Origin of the sequence: Bradyrhizobium genosp. L (genome assembly GCF_015624485.1) — a bacterium.
Classification (GTDB): domain Bacteria; phylum Pseudomonadota; class Alphaproteobacteria; order Rhizobiales; family Xanthobacteraceae; genus Bradyrhizobium.
The window spans coordinates 1,671,053-1,692,751 of record NZ_CP061378.1; the positions used below are offsets into that span (position 1 = coordinate 1,671,053).

Consider the following 21,699-nt stretch of genomic DNA (forward strand, 5'->3'; position numbering starts at 1 on the left):
CCCTTCGACAAGCCACCGTCTAACGTTCGCTTGCGACGACTCTGGCGCCATTGAACGCCACTCGAATTGCTCATGGTCGCCCTCGCAATTCGACATGAACCGCTGCTCCGGAGTATCCAACATGAGACGTTTATTGGATCTTGACCTCGGTGCGAAGGATAGATCGCCGGCGCGCCATTGGGCGATCGCCCTTCCTTCGGCTTGTTCGTCGATCCTCGTCATCGCCATGATTGTCGTCGCCTTGGTCACTTCAGCCGCCGACAAGCCGATTGTCGTGACCAGCTCCGAATCGAAGAATCCGTTGCCGGACCGATCCGGCGTTCGACCGCACGGACTTTCGCCATACGGATCGCTGCCCAGCATGGTCGCCGGCTGGTCGATGACCAAAACGTGAGTCGTCGCGATCTGACGCCAGCGCGGCGGCGGTCGATCCGTGGCGAGCGCTTCAGGAAAGATGGTGTGGTGCAGTGCCGTGACTGATCAATTTGAAGCGTTGGTCACCGAGGTTTACGACGCCGCAGTCGACCCGCTGCTTTGGCCCATCTTCCTCGAACGGCTGAGGACGCGCCTCGGCGCCGAATTCGTTTCGATTGTCGCAATCCACAAGCCGACGATCCGGGTGACCCATGTCCATCACACGACATGGGATGCCACGGCGATCAGCGATCTTGCGGACCGACAACTGGTGCGGATTCCCATGCGGGACAAGATCCTGTTCGGCATGCTCGATACGCCGGTCTCCACGCTACAACTGATGCCGGAGCAGGAATTTCAGCAATCAAGCTTCCATCGCGAATGGGTCGCGCCAAACGGTCTGCGCGACGGCAGCACCACGCTGATCGCGGACACGGCAGAAGAACTGATTACGATCGGTTTCGTGACGTCGCAACGGCGTGACCCGGTCACGGCCGACGAAATGATGCTCGTGCAACGGCTTTCCCCTCATCTGCGGCGCGCCTTCATGATCGGGGAAACGCTGGAGCGGACGCGCTGGGGCGCCGAGATCACTCTTGCGGCTCTTTCCGGGATCGCGACGCCCATTCTGATCAGCGATGCGACCGGGCGTCTGATCTTCGCCAATCCCGCCGCTGAAAGGATCCTGGGTGCCGACGGGCCATTGCTTGTGCGACGCGGCCGTGTCGAACCACGTTCGGCTGCAGTCAGGGCGAATTTCTCGGAGGCCTTGCAGCGGGCGGCGTCGAGCGACCTTGCGCTCGGGCGGCGCGGTGTAGGCGTGCCGCTGCTGGCACAACTCGAGGCGACCTATGCCTACATTCTTCCCTTACTCGGAGTCGGGACCCGACGCGTCGGCAATCAGCCGCTCGTCGCGATCTTTCTCTCAACCCGCGAGAGCCGTGCGCTGCCCGAAGACGCCGTTCTCATGACCCTGTTCGATCTGACGCCTTCCGAGGCCAGAATCATGTCGCGGATTGCCGACGGACAAAGCGCGATAACCCTCAAGGATGAGCTTGGGATCAGCATCAATACGTTGAAGTCGCACCTGGCACGGATTTTCGCCAAGACAAATTGCGGCAGGCAGGCCGACCTCGTGAAATTGATGTCAGAACTCTCGCTGCCAACGCGGCTGTGACACGCCGGCCCTCATCCGGCGGCGTCCGCTGCCGCCGGCCGCGTCTTCATTTCGCCGAGATAGGCCTGCTGCACCATCTCGTTGTCGCGCAGGCTCCGGGCCGAGCCGTGCAGCACCACCTGGCCGGTCTGCAGAACGTAGCCATAATTGGCGATCGACAGCGCCATGTTGGCGTTCTGCTCGACCATGAAGATGCTGGTGCCCTGGCGGTTGATGACCTGGATGATGTCGAACACCTGCTCGACGAAGGCAGGCGACAGCCCCATCGACGGCTCGTCCATGCACAACAGCTTCGGACGCGCCATCAGCGCGCGGCCGATCGCGACCATCTGCTGCTCGCCGCCCGACAGCGTGCCGGCCTGCTGCTTGAGGCGCTCCTTGATGCGCGGGAACAGGTCGAAGACGCGTTCCTTGTCGGCCTCGATCTCGGCGACGTCGTCGCGGGTGAAGGCGCCCATTTCCAGGTTCTCGAGCACGGTCATGCGCGGAAACAGCCGGCGCGCCTCCGGCACCGGCGCGATACCGCGCTTCACCCGCTGCGCCGTCGGCAGATCGTTGATCCGCGACCCCGCGTAGCTGATCGTGCCGCTCTTCGGCGTAACAATGCCGAGGATCGTCTTCATGGTGGTGGACTTGCCGCAGGCGTTGCCGCCGAGCAGGCAGACGATCTCGCCTTCGCCGACGCGATAGTCGACGTCCTTCAGGACGTGCAACTCGCCGTAATAGGTGTTGACATCCTTGAACTCAAGAAGCGGCGGCGGCCGCTGCGACGGCGTCGGTTGTTCGTCCGAGATAGGCACGCAGCACTTCCTTGTTTGAATGAACCTGTTTCGGGGTGCCCTCGGCGATCTTCTCGCCATGGTCGAGCACGATCACCTTGTCGGCGATCTCATTGACCACATCGAGCTTGTGCTCGATCAGGAGGATCGAGACGCCGCGTTCGCGCAATTGCCGGATCTGGTCGGTCAATTCCAGCGTCTCGGTCGGGTTCATGCCGGCGGTCGGCTCGTCGAGCAGCAGCAGCACGGGCTCCGACACCAGCGCACGCGCGATCTCCAGCCGCCGCCGGTTGGCGTAGGACAGCGAGAAGGCGAGATGCTGCAGGCGCGGCATCAGCCGGTTGCCGAAGATGCCGAGGATGTCGAGCGCGCGGGCGCGTGCGGCGGCTTCCTCGCGCTTGACGCGGGGCAGGCGCAGCACCGCGCCGATGGCCCCCGTCGCGGTGCGCGAATGGGCTCCGACCAGCGCATTCTCCATCAGCGTCATGTGCGGGAACAGGCGCAGGTTCTGGAAGGTGCGCGCAATGCCCTTTTCGACGATCCGGTGCGGCTTCAGTCCGGTGACGTCCTCGCTTGCAAGCCGCACGTGACCGCCGTCGGGTGCGATCAGGCCGGTGATGAGATTGAAGAACGTCGTCTTGCCGGAGCCGTTCGGTCCGATGATGGCGACGATCGCGCCGGGCATCACGTCGAGATCGACGCCGTTCACGGCCTTGATGCCGCCGAACGACTTCTTCAGGCCCTTGATCTCGAGCAGCGGTCTGCCCGGGTCGATCGTCCGCCGGTGCAGCGGCGCTAGTCCGGCCTCCACCTCGTTGCGCGACGGCATCGCGTTCTGCTGGTCGTAGGACAGCGCCGTCACCGGGGCACGTTCGGGAATCAATCCCTGGCGGCGATAGAGCATCATCACCACGAGGATGATGCCGAAGATCAGCTCGATCGACTGCACCAGATCGAGCTTCTGCAGGAAGCCGATGCCGGTCAGCTTGCCGAGCGCGTGGATCCATTGCGTCAGGTCCTGCAGGAACCAGGATTGCAGCAGCTGCAGGAGCAGTGCGCCGACCACCACGCCGGCGACGCTGCCGATGCCGCCGAGCACGATCATGACGAGGATCATGACCGAGACCGGGAACATGAACATCTCCGGCGTGGCGGTCTGCAGCTTGGCGACGTAGAAGGTGCCGGTCACGCCGGCAAATCCCGCACCGATGGCAAAGGCGAGCAGCTTGAGCCTGGTGCGGTTGACCCCCATCGCCTCGGCGGCGATTTCGTCCTCGCGGATCGCAAGCCAGGCCCGGCCGACGCGCGAATTCTTCAGCCTCGTGCTGATGAAGATCAGGAGCACGATGAGGGCGAGCCCGAGATAGTAGTAGGGCGTCGACATCACGCCGAAATCGTAGCCGAACAATTTCGGCGTGCTGACGCCGCTGAGGCCCTGCGCGCCGTTGGTGACGGTGGGCGTGTTGCGCGCCACGATCGGCACGATCTCGCCGAAGCCGAGCGTCACGATAGCGAGGTAGTCGCCCTTGAGGCGAAGCGTCGGTGCGCCGAACACGACACCGAAGAAGGCGGCAACCAGGCCCGCGATCGGCAGCATCAGCCAGAACGACACGTCGAAATGCACGGTGCCGGCGCCGCCCCCGGCGTTCAGATGCTGCACCAGCCCAAGCCACTGGAACGGCTCCCAGAAGCCGCTCCATGGCGGCTGGATCTGGTAGGACGACAGCGCGCCGTAGGTGTAGGCGCCGATGGCGAAGAACGCCGCATAGCCGAGATCGAGCAGGCCGGCGAAGCCGACCACGATGTTCAGCCCGAGCGCCAGCATGGCATAGGAGAGCGCATTGGCGGCGGCGTCGATGTCGCCCTCATTGCCGTCGAGATAGGGGAAGGCGAGCGCCGCCATCAGGATGATGACGAGCAGATAGGGACGGAACTGCTCGCTGGCGACGCGCGCGCGGAGCGCCGCGATCCCGCCTTGCGGGCGTGCGATTGCAGGGGCTGCGATTTGCTGGGCGCGTTCGAGAGGTGAATCCGACACGCCGTCACCCCTTACGATTTGTTCGGCGCGGCGCGGCCGAGCAGCCCCGAGGGGCGCAGCACCAGCACGATCACCAGCAGCGAAAAGATGATGACGTCGGTCCAGCGCACCGCGATGTACTGGCCGCCCAGCGATTCGATCAGTCCGATCACGACACCGCCCAGCATCGCCCCCGGGATGTTGCCGATGCCGCCGAGCACCGCCGCGGTGAACGCGCGCAGGCCGGAGGTGTAGCCGATCAGATAGCTCGTATAATTGTAGTACAGGCCGAAGATCAGCCCGGCCGCGCCGGCCAGTGCCGAGCCCAGGAAGAAGGTGATGATCACGACGCGGTCGACATCGATGCCGACCATGCGCGCCGCCTCCTGATCCTGTGCCATCGCCCGCATCGCCTTGCCCATCTTGGTCCGCCGGACGAAATAGTTCAGCGCGATCATGAGCAGCAGCGATATGGTCCAGAGCAGCACCTCGCGCAGCCGCAGCGTGACGCCGCCGAACTCCCACGCGGTCTTCGGCATCGGGTTGGAATAGTTCTTGGTATCGGCGCCGGCCCCGAGCAGAACGATGTTGTAGAGGATGTAGGACACGCCGATCGTGGTGATCATCGGCGCGGTGCCCGATACGCCGCGCAAGGGTCGCAATGCGAACCGCTCGATCACGACGCCGAGCACGCCGGATCCGAGCATCGTCACGGCGAACGCGGCGATCAGGATGCCGGCCAGCGGCAGCCCGTAAAGGACGTGCGACTGCCCGGCGAAGCCCATCGCCTCCAGCGTCCACATGGCGATGAACGAGCCCACCATGAAGACGTTGAAATGCGCGAAGTTGATCAGCTCGATGATGCCGTAGACCATGGTGAAGCCGAGCGCGAGCAGCGAGTACATCGCGCCCAGGCTCACACCGTTGATCACCTGCTGGAGCAGGACATCCCAGTTGCTCATGGCCGGCCCCCTCGATGCGGCATCGCGAACCGAATGCCTACGATTGCGGCGCGGGTTCCAGATACTTCAGCTGGTGCGTGACGTCGTCCGCAGGGAATTTGTCGTCATGCCGATACTGGAACACGCTGACGGTGCGGTCGAGGATGTCGCCGTTCTCGTCGAAGGCGACGGTGCCCTGCAGGGTCTGGACGTGTGAGGCCTGGATCGCGTCACGGACGTTGGAGCGGTTCATCTCCTTGCCGCTCTTCGCCACCGCCTCGACCGCGGCGAGAATGACCTTGGTCGCGTCATAGGCGGTGATCGAATAATCGTCCGGCGTCTGGTGATACTTCTCCTGGAAGGTCTTGACGAAACCGGCCGCCTCCGGGCTTTCGGTCAAATGCGGACCGGCATTGGTGCCGTACCAGCCCTCGACCGCCGGGAAGCCGCCGCCCTTCAGGAAGCTGCCGCCGGCCACGCCGTCGCCGCCTGCCTTGATCACTTTCGGAATGGTCTCCGCAGCCTGCTTGGCGAGCTTGACGCCGGCCTGGGCGACGCCGCCGTAATAGATCGCGTCCGGATTGAGTGCCTTGATCTTGGTCAGAACCGTCGTGTAGTCGGCTTCCTTGGGATCGAGCTGGTCATGCCCGAGCACCTGGATGCCGATCGCCTTCGCCCGGGTTTCGAACGCATTGGCGAGACCGACGCCGTAGGCGCCGGAATCGTCGAGCACGAACACCGTCTTCACGTTCAGCTTGGCCTTGTAGTAGTTGGCCATGTTCGGCCCCTGGTAGGCGTCCGTCGTCACGGTCCGGAAATAGACGGCCTTGCCCTTGGGGCGGAATTGGCCGGCCATCTTCGGATCGGTGATGTCGGGGTTGGTCGAGGAGGGCGTGATCGTCGCCATGTCCGCCTGGCTGAGGATCGGCGACATCGCCTTGCCGCTGCCGCTCATTTCCGGCCCGACATTGGCGACGACCAGGGGATCGGAGACGAGCTTCTTGGTGTTGGTGGCGGCCTGCGCCGGATCATACTGGCCGGCGGTGGCCGTGCCGTCGTCATAGATGACCGGCTCGATCTTGTAGCCGGCGACGCCGCCCGCCGCGTTGGCCTCGTCGAAGGCGATCATCGCGCCGTTCTTGATCAGGGTGGCGTCCTCGGCGTCGGCTCCCGTGAACGGCAGCGTGATGCCGATCTTGACGACCTTCTGCTCGGCCAGCGCCGCGGCGCCTCCACCAATCGCGGCAATCGCGGCGACCGCAACGGCTGCTGCATTCAACGCTCGGCGTGTGGTGTGGAACGGTTTCATCGGGGTCTCCTCATCAGGGTGAGAGCGCCTCAACCAGAGCCTACATCCGATCTGTTCGCTCGCCTATTTGACTTAAGCACCGCATTTTGACCTCGAGCTTGAGAAAGCAACATTCAGGCCACAGGGCCAAGCATGCATGAGTTCGGGACTTGCCGCGAGGGAGCGATTGACGAATTCGCGAAATTGCGACGCCGGCAGCGACGGCGCTTCCACGGCCTGGTTCGACAGTTTTGTGCAGTGCCGCTGAATTATTAGGCGCTTCGCAGAACTGGAGGTGATCGCTCGAGAGCAGGCCGCAATTCAGCAGCGATAACAACCAGACCCGTTGAGGTCAGCCGTTCCGCTGCATCGCAAGATGCCGGGCCGCAGCTCACGCGTTCCAGCGCAACACCAGCGGATCGAGCCGTCTGGCGATCTCGATCAATTGCTGCCGCGTCGCCGGATGCATCGGCGGCATCGGGTGGCGTCCCGCCTCGCAGGAAATGATCCCGCCTTCCTTCATCAACGCTTTCGCCGCCAAGAGGCCGGCCTGCCGGTTCTCGTGATTGATCAGCGGCAGCCAGCGTTGATAGACGCGAAACGCCTCGTCGCGGTTGCCCTGCCGGAACGCCTCGAGGATGGGGCGGATGCCGTCCGGGAAGCCGCCGCCGGTCATCGCGCCGGTCGCGCCGGCCTCGAGGTCGGCCAGCAAGGTGATGCCTTCCTCGCCATCCCAGGGACCTTCGACGGCGTCGCCGCCCAACCGGATCAACTCGCGGAGCTTGTTCGCAGCGCCCGCCGTCTCGATCTTGAAATAGGCGACGTGCGCGATCTCGCGCGCCATGCGCGCCAGAAACTCCGGCGAGAGCGCGACGCCGCTGGCCGGCGCATCCTGGATCATGATCGGAATATCCAGCGCATCCGACAGGCGCTGGAAGAACTCGAACATGCGCGCTTCCGGCACGCGAAAGGTCGCGCCGTGATAGGGCGGCATCACCATCACCATGGCGGCGCCCATCTCAGCGGCGAGCCTGGAACGCTCGACGCAAATCCCGGTCGCATAGTGGCTCGTCGTCACGATGACCGGAACCCGTCCGGCCACGTGCTCCAGCGCAGTGCGGGTGAGGACCTGGCGCTCATCGTCGGAGACGGAAAACTGCTCGGAGAAATTCGCCAGGATGGCGAGGCCATCGACGCCGGCATCGATCATGAACTCCAGCGCCCGCTTGTAGCTTGCGATGTCCAGCTCGCCGGACTCGGTGAATGTGGTCGGAACGACTGGAAAGATGCCGCGATAGGGCCGCGCTGAAGATGTCATGGAAGGTTCATGCTCCGCTTGGCTCTCACAGAGAGCAGCGCAGCCTATGAATCGGCCACACATCAATCAAGTGACTATTTCTCGCCGGCACATGGCGGTTTTGACATGTGCGTGAGACGACGATCGGGCCTTCGTCAGAGATAGCCTGACACCCCGTCCCACAGCAGCTTCAGCGCGGTCACGACCAACAGGCCGTAGCAGGCGCGATAGATCTGGCGCTGGTCGAGGCTGCCGTGCAGCCGCCAGCCGAGCCACACGCCGGCGGGGATCGCGAGCAGGCAGATCGCCATCAAGGTCCAGACGTTGCCCGCGGGCTTCACCAGCAGCAGCCACGGCACCGCCTTGGTGGCGTTGCCGACGGTGAAGAACAGGCTGGTCGTTCCCGCATAGACCTCCTTGCTGAGGCCGAGCGGCAGCAGATACATCGCAAGCGGCGGGCCGCCGGAATGCGCGACCATGGTCGTGACGCCGGAGGCGAGGCCGGCCGCGACCGCCTTCGGTGCCGAGCGTGGACGGATCGCGACTTTCGAGCCGGTGACCAGCCACAGGCCGACGAAGATCAGGGTGACCGTCGCCATCACGATCGAGACGGCGCGATGATCCAGCACCCGGAACAGGAGATAGCCGAGGCCGATGCCGATCACGAGTCCCGGCACAGCAGCACGAGGTCCGGTCGAGACCAGGTCGACGGCTTCCAGTAGCGCAGCGCGAACAGGTCCATCGCGATGAACAGCGGGGCGAGCAGGCCGCCGGCCGTCACCGGGTCCATCACGATCGACAGCAGCGGAATGCCGACGATCGAGAAGCCGCCGCCGAACGCGCCCTTCATGAAGCAGATCAGGAACACGCCGGCAAAGGCGATCAGGATCGTGGTGACTGTCAGCTCCATGCGCCACGATGTTGCGATCGACCCGGCGGTGCAAGCGAAACATTGCACTCGGTGCAATGGAGCGGGAGGTGGCGGGATCAGAACGCGCCCGCCACGGTGACTCTGAAGGTCAAGGGTTCGATCGGATGCAGCGCGGTGTCCATCACGCCGGTCTGGCAGACCGCGGCGGGAGCGGTCTGCACGGGATAGCAGAGGTTATAGACGATCATCGCCGGCGCATTCCATGTCATCGCAGAGCGCGGCGTCCGCCATGGTCATGTCGTGATGATGCCGCTCGACGGCGAGCACGCGGGACACAGCCACGACACCCGACACCACCATCGGCCGAAACGCTAGGCTGATCGTTTAGCGGGCGATCACCAACGCGAATAGGATCACAAACAGCATGCCCGTCATCACGACCGCGGCGACGGTCCCGGCCGTGATCCTGGTGGTCTCTTTGCGGACCCAGGGCAGATCGTCCCAGCGCGCCACATCGCTCTCCACGGCTGCCGGCGCAAGTCTACATCCCGCGCCGCGCCGGTAGAAGCAGAAAGCCGAACGCTCCCCCTCAGAACTTCGCCCTGATGCCGGCATAGGCGGCGAGCGGCATGCCGGGCACGAAGGTGCGGGGATCGGTCAATTGCGCCATCAGCGCGGTGACGCCGCGCGTGGTGCTGGCGAAGCCGCCGGTCTGGAAGAAGGCGCCGGCGGAATAATACTGCTGGTTGAACACGTTGTTGATCAGGCCGAACAGCTCGATGTTCTTGGTGAGCTGGTAGGAGGTGTGCAGATTGACGACCCAATAGGCCGGCACCTTCGGGCTCTGGTTGGTGTCGTCGTGGATCAGCCACTGGCTGCCGACCACGTTGAGGTCGGCGCCGACCTTCCAGGCGTCGGTGGCGAGATACTCGACACCGGCCTTGAAGCGGTGCGCGGGAATGCCCGGGATGTGATCGCCGGGCTTGACGTTGACATAGGAGACGTCGCCGTTGTTCGGGTCGGTCAGCGCATTCGGGTTGTTCGGCGAGAACAGCGTGATGTTGCTCTGATAGGTGGCGTCGACATAGGTGTAGTTGGCGTAGGCGTTCCAGCGATCGTAGCGATAGTCGATCTTGGCCTCGATGCCTTGCCGCAGGGTCTTTCCGGCGTTCTGGAAGAAGCCGAAATTGTTGACGCCGAGCGGGCTCGCCACTTCGATGATGTCGTCGTCGGACAGCGTGTGGAACGCGCCGAGGCCCCAGGTCAGCATCCCGGTCCTGACGTCGCGCCCCCAGCCGCCGCGCAGGCCGGCCTCGACGGTGTGCGAGACCACCTGCTTGAGCGGCGGATCGGCCACCAGGAAGCTGTCGATCATGCAGGGATGGTTGGGATCGGAGCAGCCGAGCTCGAGCGGCGTCGGCGCGCGGTTGGCTTCGGAGTAGCCGGCATAGGCGGTGACGTTGGGCGTGATCTTGAAGGTGCCGCCGATCACCGGGTTGAAGCGCTGGAAGGTGTTGCTGCTGTTGAGCAGCGGGTTGAGGCCGGTCTGGTCCTGCAGGTCGATCTGGGCGAGGTTGAAGCGGCCGCCCGCGGTGACCGCCAGGCGGTTGGTCACATCGAACGTGTCGGTGGCGTAGACGCCGGTATAGGTGTTCTTGGCGTTGAGGTCGACCGGGCTCAAGCCCGCGTCAGGCTGGTTGATATAAATGCCGGTACCGGTCACGAACAGGTTCTGCTGGACCTCGCCGAGTTCGCTCGATGCGGTGAACTTGGTGAAGCCATGGTCGACGCTGGCGCCCATCACGACATGGTTGTCGTGCCCGAAGATCTGATCGGTGTTGGTGAACTGCCCGGTGCCGCCGACGGTGTTGCTGGCCACCCAGTTGCGATCGATCTCGCCGAGGAAGAAGGTGCCGAGCGTGTTCTTGACCGGCGGACCGCCGACCGGTCCGTAGATCGGGTCGTTGTCGTTGACGCCGTCGATGCAGAGGTTGGCGCCCCTGCTGCAACCTTCGACGTCGGTGCCGTTGCCGTCGACATGCGCCTGCCAGAAGCCGCGGTAATAGACGTTGCCCTGGAACGACCAGGTGTCGGAGAAATTATGGTTCAAGGTCGCGTTGATGAAGGCGAGCTGCAATGCCGTCGATTGCGGCCAGGTGTAGACGCTCGACCAGCGCGAATTGAGCATCTGGATCGGCGTCGCCGCGACGTTGCCGAGAATATTGCTGGCGCCGGTGAAGTTGATGTGGGCCTCGGTGTCGTCGTTGCGCGCGCCGACATCGACATACATCCGGTTGACATGCGACGAGTTGGCGTAGTCGCGCCAGCCGCTGTCATAGGCGGATTCGAACGCCGCATAGGCCGAGACGTTGTCCTTCTGGGCGCCGACCTGCACGCTGCTCTGCACCCGGCCGTAGGAGCCGCCGAACAATTCGGTCTCGATGCCGTGATAGGTGAAGCCGTTCTTCATCTGGATGCTCAGCGCGCCGCCGACCGCGTTGAGGCCGTACACCGGGTTGTTGGGGAACAGCGAGACCCGGTCGATGGCCTTTTCCGGGATGAAGTCCCAGTTCACCACGTCGCCCCAGGATTCGTTGATGCGGACGCCGTTCTGGTAGACCGCGATGCCCTGCGGCGTGCCCTGCACCGGCGAGGCGGTGAAGCCGCGATAGTCGAGGTCGCGCTGGAACGGATTGCCGGTCTGGTCGCTGAGCGAGACGCCTGGCAGCTTGCGATTGACCGAGTCGAGGAAGTTGGTCGAGTAGTTGCGGCTGAAATCCTCCGACGTCAGCACTTCGGTGTTGGACGGCACCTTGTCGCGATCGATCAGGTTCGGATCGTGCTCCGGCTGTCCCGGAATCGCCGTGGTCGCCGCCGGCGGCGCGGCGGCCGTTTCGACCGGCGCGCGCCGGGTTCTGGTGGTGGTTCGCGCCGTGCGCGCGACCGGCCGCGCCACGGGCCGGCTGCGCGTGCCGGCCAGCGGCGAGGGCGCGATCACGGTCACCGGCGGCAGCGCGGTGGCGGCGGGCGTGTCCGTGCTTTGCGCGTGCGCGCCCGAGGACAGTGTCACCGCGCCAATAGCGGCCAGCACGGCTGCAGCTTCGCGGGTATGTGAAGAAGAGAACAGAAATCGTGTTGCCGTACGCAACAACGTCCCAGCCATGACGCCCACCCTGTTGTCGCGGTTCGCCATTTTCCCCAACGAACCTGCGGGTTTGAGACTGCTGGAGCGGTACAAATTTGGCAAACGAGTTCTGTCCCGAAGGTTCGGGATTCTTTTCCAGATACGATCGGGAAAAATTCCCGATTGCCCTGGAGCCGGCCTTGGAACCGGGACCCGCAGGGGCTGAATGAGGCGGCTTCACTCCGCAAACAGGTGGATGGGGGCCCGGCTGTCACCGGGCCCCATCCGTCAGTCCATGATCTCCGTCACGACGCCCGCACCGACGGTGCGGTTGCCTTCACGGATCGCGAAGCGCGACCGCTCCTCGAGCGCGATCGGCTTGTGAAGCTCGATCGTGAACTCGGCGCTGTCGCCCGGCATCACCATCTCGGCGCCGTTGCCGAGCTGGACGGTGCCGGTGACGTCGGCGGTCCGGAAGTAGAACTGCGGACGATAATTGGCGAAGAAGGGCGTGTGGCGCCCGCCTTCGTCCTTTGTCAGCACATACACTTCCGCGCGGAAGGTCTTGTGCGGCGCCGCGCCACCCGGACGCGACAGCACCTGACCCCGCTGCACGACAGCCTTGTCGATCCCGCGCAAGAGGCAGCCGACATTGTCGCCGGCCTGCCCCTGGTCGAGGATCTTCCGGTAGCTCTCGATGCTGGTCACCACCGACTTCCTGGTGTCGCCAAGGCCGACGATCTCGACCTCGTCGCCGAGCTTGATCGTGCCGCGCTCGATCAGCCCGGTCACGACGGTGCCGCGGCCGGCGATCGACTGCACGCCCTCGATCGGCATCAGGAACGGACGATCCTTCGGCCGCTCGGGCAGCTCGATATAGGCGTCGAGCGCCTCGAACAGTTTGAGGATCGCCTGATCCGCCAGCGGACCGTGCTCGCCGCGCAGCGCGGCCATCGCCGCACCGCGCACGACCGGCGCGTTGTCGCCGTCATACTGGTACTTCGACAACAGGTCGCGCACCTCGATCTCGACGAGATCGACCAGCTCCGGATCGTCGGCAACGTCGCACTTGTTCAAGAACACGACGATGCGCGGCACGCCAATCTGGCGCGCCAGCAGGATATGCTCGCGCGTCTGCGGCATCGGTCCATCGACCGCGGAGACGACCAGGATCGCGCCGTCCATCTGCGCCGCGCCCGTGATCATGTTCTTCACATAATCGGCGTGGCCGGGACAGTCGACATGCGAGTAATGGCGTTCCGCCGTCGAGAACTCGACGTGGCTGGTCGCAATAGTCAGGATCTTCGAATCGTCACGCGTACCTTGCGCGGCCGACGCCTTGGCAACGTCCTGGTAGGACACGAATGCGCCCCAGCCATTGTCGGCCGAGACCTTCGTCAGCGCTGCCGTCAGCGTCGTCTTGCCATGATCCACGTGGCCGATCGTGCCAACATTGCAGTTGGGCTTGAGGCGGATGAACTTCTCTTTGGCCATGGGACACCTGTGGTGTTCGAGCTCCCGTGCTTGGTTTGCACGACTCGAGGCACCGCGAGAGCTCGTTCGGCGCCAGGAGCCGCTTCCGCTCCGGGCCGCTTACCGATGTCAGGTGTGACGTGGTGAGGTCAGGTCCAAAGCAGATTGGCGGCGGACGAGGGTTCTAGCCCTCCCGTCGTCATCAGCATCGATGCTCGCTGTGACTGCCGCATTGTTGGAAACCTGGGTCGCTCTCTGCTTGGAAAGAGGCGTGTACATAAGGGGTGACTGCGCCGTTGGCAAGAGGCACGCCCGTGGTGCCGTGGCGCCGGCTGGCGTTTCCGCGGTGCCTGGCGTATGATTTCGACCCAGGAACGGTTACTCGAATGTCGATCTTTGCAAGCAAAACTGGACTCGCAATCGTGCTGGCGGCGCTCTGCCTGGACGGCCAGCAGGCCCTCGCGCAGTCAGCCCCCGTGCAATACTGGACCGCTGGTTCGTTGTTCGGTTTCGGCGGCAGCTTGGCCGATGCCCAGAAGGCGGATGCTTACGGGAATTTTCCGAGTTTTGGCGATCCGCGCGCCCAGGGCGGGAACGCGTATCTGAACGGCAAGGGTCCAGACGGCTGGTTCATGGGCAGCGAGGGCGGGCGCTTCGGTCTGACCGGGCTCGGCCAGTCGAGCGCGTTCGGCTCGTATGAATACCAGGGCGCGCAGGTCGGCTACAATTTCAAGAGCGGCGACGGGTCGTCGCCCGTGACGTTCTTCGCCGGCTTCGACAGCCTGAAATACAATCCGCCGGGCGCCGGCGGCCCGCTGGCGCCGTTCAGCAGCAGTTCCAGCACCAACGCCGGCTATGCAGCGCGGGCCGGGATCGAGTACCGGCCGACCTCGAACCTCAGCCTGTCGATTGGCGCAAGCTTCGCCCAGCCGCAGGCGGAGCGCATGGACAGCGACATCAATTCGCCGTTGCTGCCCGGCCAGTCCCCGCTTCTGTTCGGCGGCCGCTGATCAAGCTGACATACCCCGGTCGTCATGGCCGGGCTTGACCCGGCCATCCACGTCTTTCGTACATTCGGTGAAGCAAGACGTGGATGCCCGGGTCAAGCCCGGGCATGACGAGCTACGGACTGTGGCGCCAAGCCTCAGTCCTTGTACTCGCAGCCGAGCCGCGCCAGCGTCTCGTCGACCCAGCGACGATCGGGGGTGCCGGCGAGGATCTGCTGGATCGCTTTCTCCTCGCTCGCCTTTTTGGCTTCGGTCTGCTTGCAAATATCGACGGCCTGGTCATAGGGCACGCAGAGCACGCCGTCGTCGTCGGCTACGATCAGATCGCCCGGCTCGACGATCATGCCGTCGATCGAGATGGCGCAGTTGATCTCGCCCGGGCCGTCCTTGTAGGGGCCGCGATGGGCGACGCCGGCGGCGAACACCGGGAATTTTCCGGCGCGGATCGCACCGGCATCGCGGATCGAGCCGTCGATCACGAAGCCGGCCACGCCCCTCTTCTCGGCCAAGGTCGACATGATCTCGCCGATGATGGCGTTGATCAGCACGCCACCGGCATCGACCACGATCACGTCGCCCGGCTGGGCGAGATCAATCGCCTTGTGCACCATCAGATTGTCGCCGGGGCGGGTCTTGACGGTGAGGGCAGGGCCGCCGAGCCAGCCGCCGGCATGCATCGGCCGCAGCCGATTGGTGCCCGCGATCCGCGACATGTTATCGCTGATGTTGGCGACGGGCAGGGTGCGGTAACGCGCGACGAGGTCGGGCGCCACTTTCCGCTTCGCCTTGTGAATTGCAAATCCTATGGCCATCGGTTTTCTCCGGTTGTTCCTGTGCGCGATTGCTTAGTGCGCGCGGCGGTCGAGATGGGCGTTGAGGCGGGGGTAGACGCGGCGGGCGTTGCCTTCGAAGATCTTCGCCTTGTCCTCGGCGCTGAGTGGCAATGCGTCGACATAGCGGCGGGTGTCGTCGAAGTGATGGCCGGTCTCCGGATCGATGCCGCGCACGGCGCCGACCATTTCCGAGGCGAACAGGATGTTCTCGACCGGAATCACCCGCGTCAGCAACTCGATGCCGGGGAGATGATAGACGCAGGTGTCGAAGAACACGTTCTTCAACAGATGGTCCTTGAGCAGCGGCAGCTTCATGTCCTGCGCCAGACCGCGATAGCGGCCCCAGTGATACGGCACCGCGCCGCCGCCATGGGGGATGATGAACCTGATGGTCGGGAAGCGCTTGAACAGGTCGGAAGTCAGGAACTGCATGAAGGCGGTGGTGTCGCCGTTGATGTAGTGCGCGCCGGTGCCGTGGAAGCAGGGATTGCAGGACGACGAGACGTGGACCATCGCCGGCACGTCGAGTTCGACCATCTTCTCATAGAGTGGGAACCACCACTCGTCGGTCAGCGGCGGATCGCACCAATAGCCGCCGGCGGGATCGGGGTTGAGGTTGCAGCCGACAAAGCCGAGCTCGTTGACGCAGCGCTCCAGCTCCTTGATGCAGTTGTCCGGCCGCACGCCGGGGCTTTGCGGGAGCTGGCAGACCGGCACGAAATTATTCGGAAACAGGGTGCAGACCCGGTGCACCATGTCGTTGCAGATCGTGGTCCATTCGACGCTGGTGGCTTCCTTGCCGACATGATGCGCCATGCCGGCGGCGCGCGGCGAGAAGATGGTGACGTCGGTGCCGCGCTCTTTTTGCAGCTTGAGCTGCGCGCCCTCGACGCTGTTGCGGATCTCGTCGTCGGTGATGCCGAGATTGGTGGTGAGCGGGCGGCGGCTCTTGTCGGCGAGGCCGGCGAGCTGCTTGTCGCGGAAGGCGTGCAGCTTGGGCGGCTCGGTGGTGTAGTGGCCGTGACAATCGATGATCATGGATCTGTCTTCTCCTTCAATGCGTGACGGATGACGGGATGGCGCCCGTGATGTCCGTCTCGCGGGGCGTGACGCGCATGGTGGCGGCGACGGCGGATGCGATGAGCAGGAAACCGGCGATCCCGACCAAGGCCCATGAGAAACTGCCGGTGGAATCCTTGATCAACCCGATGCACCAGGGCCCGATCAGGCCGCCGAACTGCGCCAGCGTGTTGACCATGGCGATCGAGGCGGCGCCGGCCGCGCCGGTCAAGAGCGAGGCGTTGATGCTCCAGAACAACGGATTGCCGGCGTTCAGGCTGAAGCCGACGATGCAGAGGAAGACGAAGGCGAGCACCGGGCTCGCCACGTAGGCGCTGCCAAGCATCGCCACCGCCGCAAGCAGATAGACGCCGGCGAGGTGGAACTTGCGGTCGCCGGTCCTGTCCGAGCTGCGGCTGACCACGATGGTGCCGATCACGCCGAGCAGCGGCGGGATCGCCGAGAGAAAGCCGACCTCGATGTTGCTGAGATTGCCCATTCCCTTGATGATCTGCGGCAGCCACAGCAGCAGGCCGTAGATGCCGACCAGCGCGCAGCCGAACAATGCGGCTAAGAGCCAGACCCTGATGTCGAGGATGCATTCGATCAAGCGGTGCTGTCCCTGTCGTTCGATCTCGGCCCGCTCGGCGGCGAGTTCGCCCTCCAGCCAGGCCGCCTGCTCCCTGGTGAGCCAGTCCGCCTTGGCTGGGCGGTCGGTCAGATAATAGAGCGTGAACAGGCCGAGCAGAATGGTCGGCACGCCCTCGGCGAGGAACATCCATTGCCAGCCATGCAGGCCGGCGACGCCGTCGAACCAGGTCATGACGCTGGTCGAGATCGGCCCGCCCAGCACCGCCGAGAACGAGCCGGCGATGATGTAGCCGGCCACGGCACGGGCGCGGTAGCGCGCGGGAAACCACCAGGTCAGATAGAGCACGACGCCCGGCATGAAGCCGGCTTCGGCGACCCCGAGCCCGAACCGCATCACATAGAGGCTGAGCGGATTCCAGACGAAGGCGGTGAGCGCGGCGACCAACCCCCAGGTGATCAGGATGCGCGCCAGCCAGATCCGCGCGCCGAGCCAGTGCAGCATCAGGTTGCTCGGCACCTCCAGCACCATGTAGCCGAGGAAGAAGATGCTGGCCGCGAAGCCGAAGATCGCCGGGCTGAGGCCGAGATCGTTGTTCATGGTCAATCCGGCATAGCCGAGATTGATGCGGTCGAGATAGTTGAAGAACATCATCACGAACAGGATCGGGATCAGCCTCCAATAGACGCGGCTGATGGTTTGCCGTTCCAGCTCGCTTGCAGCCGCTTGGGCCATCTCAAATCCTCCCGTTGATTGCGATGGCGTTCATTGGGTGGCGACGCCATTTCGCATGGTGTTGGGGCGCCCGGCTGCGTGGTCGGGCGCCGTTTCGTTGGATGGCCCGCTGGCCATCGTTCTGAGGTCGATGCCCTGCTGTTCCGGTAGCATCAGAGCAGCGATGAACGCGGCCGAGTAGCCGCAGATCGCGCAGAGCGCCATCGCGTCGCCGAGATGCATCCGGGTCGAGAGGATGCCGACGGTCGCCGGCACGATCGAGCCGAGGCCGCGGCCGGCGCTGAGGCCGAAGCCGGCGCCATTGGCGCGGATCGAGGTCGGAAACAATTCGGCGAAGGTCGGCATCAGGCCGGAGGCGAGACCGGCCTGCAGCGCGCCGAGGAAGAAGCCGAGGATGATAGTGATGCCCTGGCCGATCGGCAGTTGCGTGTAGGCGGCGACGTTCACTGCCTGGCAGACCAGGAACAGCATGAAGCTCTTGCGACGGCCGAGGCGGTCGGCGAGCAGGCCGAACGCGATCGGGCCGACGAACGAGCCGAAGATATTGACGCCGAGATAGCCGGCGGCGTGGGCAACCGGCAGATGCAGCCCGGTCTGCAAGTAGGTCGGCAGCCAGGTGATCATCACATAGGCGGCGCCGAGTGTGCCTGTGGTGAAGAAGGTCGCGACCAAAGTCTTGAACAGATGCTCGCCGGTGAAGATGGCCCAGAAGCTGCTCCGCGCGGTGCTGTCGCGCGCGGCCTGCTCGGCGAAGATCGCGGATTCCGGCACGAAGCGGCGGACGAAGAACACCAGGAGCGCCGGCAGCACGCCGATCGCGAAGAACACGCGCCAGGCCATGTCCTGCGACAGCCAGCCGAAGATCACCGGAAACAGCGCCACCGACAGCGCGTTGCCGACGGCATATCCGCTCTGGATCGCCGCGGCGACACGGCCGCGCATGTTGGCCGCAACGACCTCGGACACCAGTACGGCGCCGACCGCGGCCTCGCCGCCGTAGCCCATGCCCTGGATCGCGCGCGCGACCAAGAGATACCGGAAGCCGTCGGCAAAGGCCGCGGCGAAGGTCGAGACCGCGACCAGCAGGATGGTGAACTGAAGCACGCGCACCCGGCCGAACCGGTCGGCGGCAATGCCTGCGATCCAGCCGCCGATCGCGGTGCCGATCAGCGAGGACGACGCGAGGATGCCGGCATCGGGTCGCGACAGGCTCAAGGTCGCGATCAGCGCCGGTGTCACCAGCGCGTAGATCGTCGTGTCCATGGAGTCGAGCGCAAGGCCGCCGAAGGCTGCGAAGAAGGTCTTGCGCTCGACGGCGGATAGCTCGGACAGCCATCCCAGTTTCATTGTCGTCTCCCCCGGTGATCTTGCTTGTTGTTTGTCGTTGTATCCCGCTCCGGCTACGGCGGGCCGAGCGCGGCCGGGTTCACCACATTGCCGCGATCGATCTCGCCTTGCGTCAGCACGGCGGCGATGTTGCGCGCCGCCTCGATTCCGGTCCGGGTGATCGAGGCGCCGGTTTGCGCGGCGATGTGCGGCGTCACGATCAGGTTCGGTGCGGCGAGGATCGGGCGATCCTTGGCGGGCGGCTCTTCTGCCAGCGTATCGACCGCGGCGCCGGTGAGGTGGCCGCTCTGCAGCGCCGCCAGCAGCGCAGCCTCGTCGACCAGCGCGCCGCGCGCGGTGTTGATCAGGATCGCGCCCTGCTTCATGGCACTCATGCGTTCGGCATTGATCATGCCGCGCGTCGCGTCGGTCAGCGGCGCATGCAGGCTGACGATGTCGGAGATCGCGAGCAATTCGCCGAGATCGGCGGCTTCGCGCGCCAATTGCGGATCGACGCGCCCCTTGTCACGGCCGAGCGCGATGACCTCCATGCCGAGCGCGCTCGCGGTGCGCGCGACATGGCGGGCGATGCGGCCGAAGCCGATCAGGCCGAGCGTGCGGCCGCGGATCTCGCGGCCGCGATAGGTGGCGCGGTCCCAGATCCCGGCATGGGTGCGTTCGTTGAGGCTAACGACGTCGCGGCCGAGCGCGAGGATCAGCGCCATGGTGTGCTCGGCGACCGCGGGCGCGTTGGCGTCGCCCGCCACCATCACCAGCACGCGATGCTCCGTCGCGGCGTCGAGATCGACGCTGTCGACGCCGGCGCCGTGCTTGGCGATTACGCGCAGATGCGGGTTGCCGGCGATGACGGCGGCGGAAAAGACCGGATTGCCGCGCATCAGGATCGCCTGCGTCGGCACCGCCGCCATCTCGTGCGTGAGGCGTTCGGGCGTGACGGCATCGCGCATCAGCACGACTTCGGCGCCGATATCCTGCAAGACCTTGACGGCCGCTGGGGCGAGGTTGTCGCCGGTGACGAGAACGCGGAACGGGCCGGACATCGCTCTAGCGCCCGCCGCGATTTCGCATGGCTGATCGGCGCGCCCATTCTCCCATCTTTGGCATTTTTCGCGCGTCTCCTCTTGGAGGTCAGGTCAATTCGCGCCAAGATCGGGAAACGGTCCGGTGAGGTCAAATACCGCTTTGGCCCCTCACTTATAGGGAATCGGAATAAGCGATGGACTACAGGCAGCTTCGTTACTTCATCGCTGTGGCCGAGGAGCTCTCGTTCAGCCGCGCCGCCAAGCGCTTGCACGTCAGTCAGCCGCCGCTGAGCACCCAGATCAAGGCGATGGAGGAGGAACTCGGCACGCAGTTGCTGGCGCGGACACGACGGACCGTGGAACTGACCCAGGCCGGACGGCTGCTGCTGGAGCATGCGCGGCGCGCGGTCAGCGAGCTCGATCTGGCGTCTGAGACGGTGCGACGTGCCGCCCGCGGCGAGGCCGGTGTGGTTCGCGTCGGCTTCACCGGCTCGGTCCCGATGCTCGACATGTTCGCCGAACTGTTCCGCAGCTTCCGCTCCAGCTATCCGCGGGTCAAGATCGAGCTCAGGCACATGTCGACCGCCAAGCAGTTGCAGGCGATTGCGGACGCGGAGCTCGACGTCGCGATCATGCGGCCGCCGCTGGATTTCCGCCCCGCCCCGGATCTGCAAGTCCATGTGGTCTGGCGCGACCGGCTGATGGCGTTCCTGCCGCTCGATCATCCGCTGGCCGGCACGACCGGCGCACTGAAGATGGCCGAGCTTGCCGAGCATGAATTCGTCGGCATGGCCGATAGCGGCTGCGGCGTGGCCGACCAGGGCGCGATGCTGTGCCGGCGCGCCGGCTTCGTGCCGCGCGTGGTGCAGGAAGCGCACGAGCTGCGCACCGTGCTCAGCCTGGTTGCGGCGGGGCTCGGCATTGCGATCCTGCCGTCGTGTTATCAGGACGCCGGCGTTGCCAATGTGGTGGCCAAGCCGCTGGACACGGTGGATGCCGAAAGCCGGATGCTGGTCGCGATGCGCGCCAATGCTTCGCTGTTGCCGCGCCGTTTCGTCGAGTGCGCGCTGCAGGCCGCGTCACGCAGCGCACCCGCGCTGGTCCCTGATGTCGCCGTCGTGAGCCGCTGATCATTCGGCGAGATCGCTCGTGCGCATGTGCCGCGAGGGGTACGCGCGCATCCCATACTTTCGTCGGCAGTAATCTCCCGGAATCCAGTTTGGCGCCCCTCTTGCATACCTGAATGACGAGTGGCCGGGGCGCCGATGTGTCGTCTTCTCGCTCGCCGCTGCGCGGGCGGGTGAGCGACAATGCGCGTGTCCGCGGCCGGATCGAGACCTGCGGAGACGACAACATGCACGCCACCACGCGTGCGGCATTGCTGCTGGGAATCATGTGGGCCGCATCGCCGGCGCTGGCACGCGACGATGGCCGCTACGCGAACTCGCCTCTCAAACCCTGGTTCGAGAGCCTGCACAGCGGCTACGGGCAATGCTGCTCGGACGCCGACGGATACGTCCTCGCCGATCCCGACTGGGAGTCGGATCACGGGCACTACCGGGTGCGTATCGATGATGAGTGGGTGGTGGTGCCGAACGAGGCCGTGATCACCGAGCCGAACAAGATCGGGCGGACCATGGTGTGGAAGCGCTATATCGACGGCCATCCGCGCGTGCGCTGCTTCATGCCGGGCAGCATGACCTGAGGTGCGCGATCGGGATACGCA

Annotated in this window: 19 protein-coding genes and 1 pseudogene; 5 read left to right on the forward strand and 15 right to left on the reverse strand. The window is 65.0% G+C overall.

Features of this window, described 5'->3' with window-relative positions:
* Window positions 1-121 precede the first annotated feature (121 nt).
* Together IC762_RS07815 and IC762_RS07820 are read left to right on the forward strand one after the other, a co-directional pair.
* On the forward strand, window positions 122-394 hold the full coding sequence (locus tag IC762_RS07815; RefSeq protein ID WP_195788244.1) for a hypothetical protein: 273 nt from the start codon (window positions 122-124) through the stop codon (window positions 392-394).
* A gap of 78 nt (window positions 395-472) precedes the next feature.
* A complete protein-coding gene (locus IC762_RS07820) occupies window positions 473-1,591 on the forward strand; it encodes a LuxR C-terminal-related transcriptional regulator (protein WP_195788245.1) in 1,119 nt (372 codons plus the stop codon).
* Window positions 1,592-1,602: 11 nt separating this feature from the next.
* Here the strand turns inward: IC762_RS07820 and IC762_RS07825 are convergent, their stop codons facing one another.
* From IC762_RS07825 to tuf, 10 genes and pseudogenes are all read right to left on the reverse strand, one after another.
* Window positions 1,603-2,391 carry an ABC transporter ATP-binding protein gene (locus tag IC762_RS07825; protein WP_433995879.1) on the reverse strand — a complete coding sequence of 263 codons (789 nt, stop codon included), beginning with the start codon at window positions 2,389-2,391 and terminating at the stop codon, window positions 1,603-1,605.
* Window positions 2,336-4,408, reverse strand: coding sequence for a branched-chain amino acid ABC transporter ATP-binding protein/permease (locus IC762_RS07830; RefSeq protein ID WP_210338423.1), 2,073 nt, complete (start codon window positions 4,406-4,408; stop codon window positions 2,336-2,338). The genes IC762_RS07825 and IC762_RS07830 overlap by 56 nt, the downstream gene beginning before the upstream one ends.
* 11 nt (window positions 4,409-4,419) lie before the next feature.
* Window positions 4,420-5,349 (reverse strand): branched-chain amino acid ABC transporter permease, encoded by a 930-nt coding sequence (locus IC762_RS07835; RefSeq protein ID WP_195788247.1) that lies wholly within the window; start codon window positions 5,347-5,349, stop codon window positions 4,420-4,422.
* A 37-nt stretch (window positions 5,350-5,386) separates the two neighbouring features.
* Window positions 5,387-6,637: a branched-chain amino acid ABC transporter substrate-binding protein gene (locus IC762_RS07840; protein ID WP_195788248.1), complete on the reverse strand. Its 1,251-nt coding sequence runs from the start codon at window positions 6,635-6,637 to the stop codon at window positions 5,387-5,389.
* A gap of 370 nt (window positions 6,638-7,007) precedes the next feature.
* Window positions 7,008-7,934 carry a dihydrodipicolinate synthase family protein gene (locus IC762_RS07845; RefSeq protein WP_195788249.1) on the reverse strand — a complete coding sequence of 309 codons (927 nt, stop codon included), beginning with the start codon at window positions 7,932-7,934 and terminating at the stop codon, window positions 7,008-7,010.
* Between the two features lie 134 nt (window positions 7,935-8,068).
* Window positions 8,069-8,823: pseudogene (locus IC762_RS07850) on the reverse strand (sulfite exporter TauE/SafE family protein).
* Window positions 8,824-8,900: 77 nt separating this feature from the next.
* Window positions 8,901-9,032 (reverse strand): hypothetical protein, encoded by a 132-nt coding sequence (locus IC762_RS35560; RefSeq protein WP_283816367.1) that lies wholly within the window; start codon window positions 9,030-9,032, stop codon window positions 8,901-8,903.
* A gap of 136 nt (window positions 9,033-9,168) precedes the next feature.
* Window positions 9,169-9,297 (reverse strand): hypothetical protein, encoded by a 129-nt coding sequence (locus IC762_RS35565; RefSeq protein ID WP_283816352.1) that lies wholly within the window; start codon window positions 9,295-9,297, stop codon window positions 9,169-9,171.
* A gap of 76 nt (window positions 9,298-9,373) precedes the next feature.
* Window positions 9,374-11,575, reverse strand: a complete 2,202-nt coding sequence (locus IC762_RS07855) for a TonB-dependent receptor (RefSeq protein ID WP_246801621.1) — start codon at window positions 11,573-11,575, stop codon at window positions 9,374-9,376.
* A 621-nt stretch (window positions 11,576-12,196) separates the two neighbouring features.
* Complete coding sequence (gene tuf / locus IC762_RS07860) at window positions 12,197-13,402, reverse strand: elongation factor Tu (RefSeq protein ID WP_195788250.1); 1,206 nt, start codon at window positions 13,400-13,402, stop codon at window positions 12,197-12,199.
* A 365-nt stretch (window positions 13,403-13,767) separates the two neighbouring features.
* On the opposite strand from tuf, the gene IC762_RS07865 reads away from it, so the two are divergent.
* The gene (locus tag IC762_RS07865) at window positions 13,768-14,391 is read left to right on the forward strand and encodes a hypothetical protein (RefSeq protein WP_195790037.1); all 624 of its coding nucleotides are present in this window, start codon (window positions 13,768-13,770) and stop codon (window positions 14,389-14,391) included.
* A gap of 134 nt (window positions 14,392-14,525) precedes the next feature.
* Here the strand turns inward: IC762_RS07865 and IC762_RS07870 are convergent, their stop codons facing one another.
* Genes IC762_RS07870 through IC762_RS07890 form a run of 5 tightly spaced genes read right to left on the reverse strand, consistent with a single transcriptional unit; the run spans window position 14,526 to window position 19,991 of the window.
* Entirely contained in the window at window positions 14,526-15,200 is a 675-nt protein-coding gene (locus IC762_RS07870) for an RraA family protein (protein ID WP_195788251.1), read from the reverse strand.
* A 33-nt stretch (window positions 15,201-15,233) separates the two neighbouring features.
* Complete coding sequence (locus tag IC762_RS07875) at window positions 15,234-16,259, reverse strand: amidohydrolase family protein (RefSeq protein ID WP_195788252.1); 1,026 nt, start codon at window positions 16,257-16,259, stop codon at window positions 15,234-15,236.
* Between the two features lie 16 nt (window positions 16,260-16,275).
* Entirely contained in the window at window positions 16,276-17,604 is a 1,329-nt protein-coding gene (locus IC762_RS07880) for an MFS transporter (protein ID WP_195788253.1), read from the reverse strand.
* Between the two features lie 30 nt (window positions 17,605-17,634).
* Window positions 17,635-18,951, reverse strand: a complete 1,317-nt coding sequence (locus tag IC762_RS07885; protein WP_195788254.1) for an MFS transporter — start codon at window positions 18,949-18,951, stop codon at window positions 17,635-17,637.
* A gap of 53 nt (window positions 18,952-19,004) precedes the next feature.
* Window positions 19,005-19,991 carry a hydroxyacid dehydrogenase gene (locus IC762_RS07890; protein ID WP_195788255.1) on the reverse strand — a complete coding sequence of 329 codons (987 nt, stop codon included), beginning with the start codon at window positions 19,989-19,991 and terminating at the stop codon, window positions 19,005-19,007.
* 176 nt (window positions 19,992-20,167) lie between these two features.
* On the opposite strand from IC762_RS07890, the gene IC762_RS07895 reads away from it, so the two are divergent.
* Window positions 20,168-21,103: a LysR substrate-binding domain-containing protein gene (locus IC762_RS07895; RefSeq protein ID WP_195788256.1), complete on the forward strand. Its 936-nt coding sequence runs from the start codon at window positions 20,168-20,170 to the stop codon at window positions 21,101-21,103.
* Window positions 21,104-21,327: 224 nt separating this feature from the next.
* A complete protein-coding gene (locus tag IC762_RS07900; protein ID WP_195790038.1) occupies window positions 21,328-21,678 on the forward strand; it encodes a hypothetical protein in 351 nt (116 codons plus the stop codon).
* Window positions 21,679-21,699: the final 21 nt, after the last annotated feature.

Excerpts from the sequence above, each read along its gene's own strand:
- IC762_RS07815 (WP_195788244.1), top strand. The coding sequence starts at position 122 with ATGAGACGTTTATTGGATCTTGACCTCGGTGCGAAGGATAGATCGCCG.
- IC762_RS07835 (WP_195788247.1), bottom strand. The coding sequence starts at position 5,349 with ATGAGCAACTGGGATGTCCTGCTCCAGCAGGTGATCAACGGTGTGAGC.
- IC762_RS07840 (WP_195788248.1), bottom strand. The coding sequence starts at position 6,637 with ATGAAACCGTTCCACACCACACGCCGAGCGTTGAATGCAGCAGCCGTT.
- IC762_RS07845 (WP_195788249.1), bottom strand. The coding sequence starts at position 7,934 with ATGACATCTTCAGCGCGGCCCTATCGCGGCATCTTTCCAGTCGTTCCG.
- IC762_RS35560 (WP_283816367.1), bottom strand. The coding sequence starts at position 9,032 with ATGATCGTCTATAACCTCTGCTATCCCGTGCAGACCGCTCCCGCCGCG.
- tuf (WP_195788250.1), bottom strand. The coding sequence starts at position 13,402 with ATGGCCAAAGAGAAGTTCATCCGCCTCAAGCCCAACTGCAATGTTGGC.
- IC762_RS07865 (WP_195790037.1), top strand. The coding sequence starts at position 13,768 with ATGTCGATCTTTGCAAGCAAAACTGGACTCGCAATCGTGCTGGCGGCG.
- IC762_RS07870 (WP_195788251.1), bottom strand. The coding sequence starts at position 15,200 with ATGGCCATAGGATTTGCAATTCACAAGGCGAAGCGGAAAGTGGCGCCC.
- IC762_RS07875 (WP_195788252.1), bottom strand. The coding sequence starts at position 16,259 with ATGATCATCGATTGTCACGGCCACTACACCACCGAGCCGCCCAAGCTG.
- IC762_RS07880 (WP_195788253.1), bottom strand. The coding sequence starts at position 17,604 with ATGGCCCAAGCGGCTGCAAGCGAGCTGGAACGGCAAACCATCAGCCGC.
- IC762_RS07885 (WP_195788254.1), bottom strand. The coding sequence starts at position 18,951 with ATGAAACTGGGATGGCTGTCCGAGCTATCCGCCGTCGAGCGCAAGACC.
- IC762_RS07890 (WP_195788255.1), bottom strand. The coding sequence starts at position 19,991 with ATGTCCGGCCCGTTCCGCGTTCTCGTCACCGGCGACAACCTCGCCCCA.
- IC762_RS07895 (WP_195788256.1), top strand. The coding sequence starts at position 20,168 with ATGGACTACAGGCAGCTTCGTTACTTCATCGCTGTGGCCGAGGAGCTC.
- IC762_RS07900 (WP_195790038.1), top strand. The coding sequence starts at position 21,328 with ATGCACGCCACCACGCGTGCGGCATTGCTGCTGGGAATCATGTGGGCC.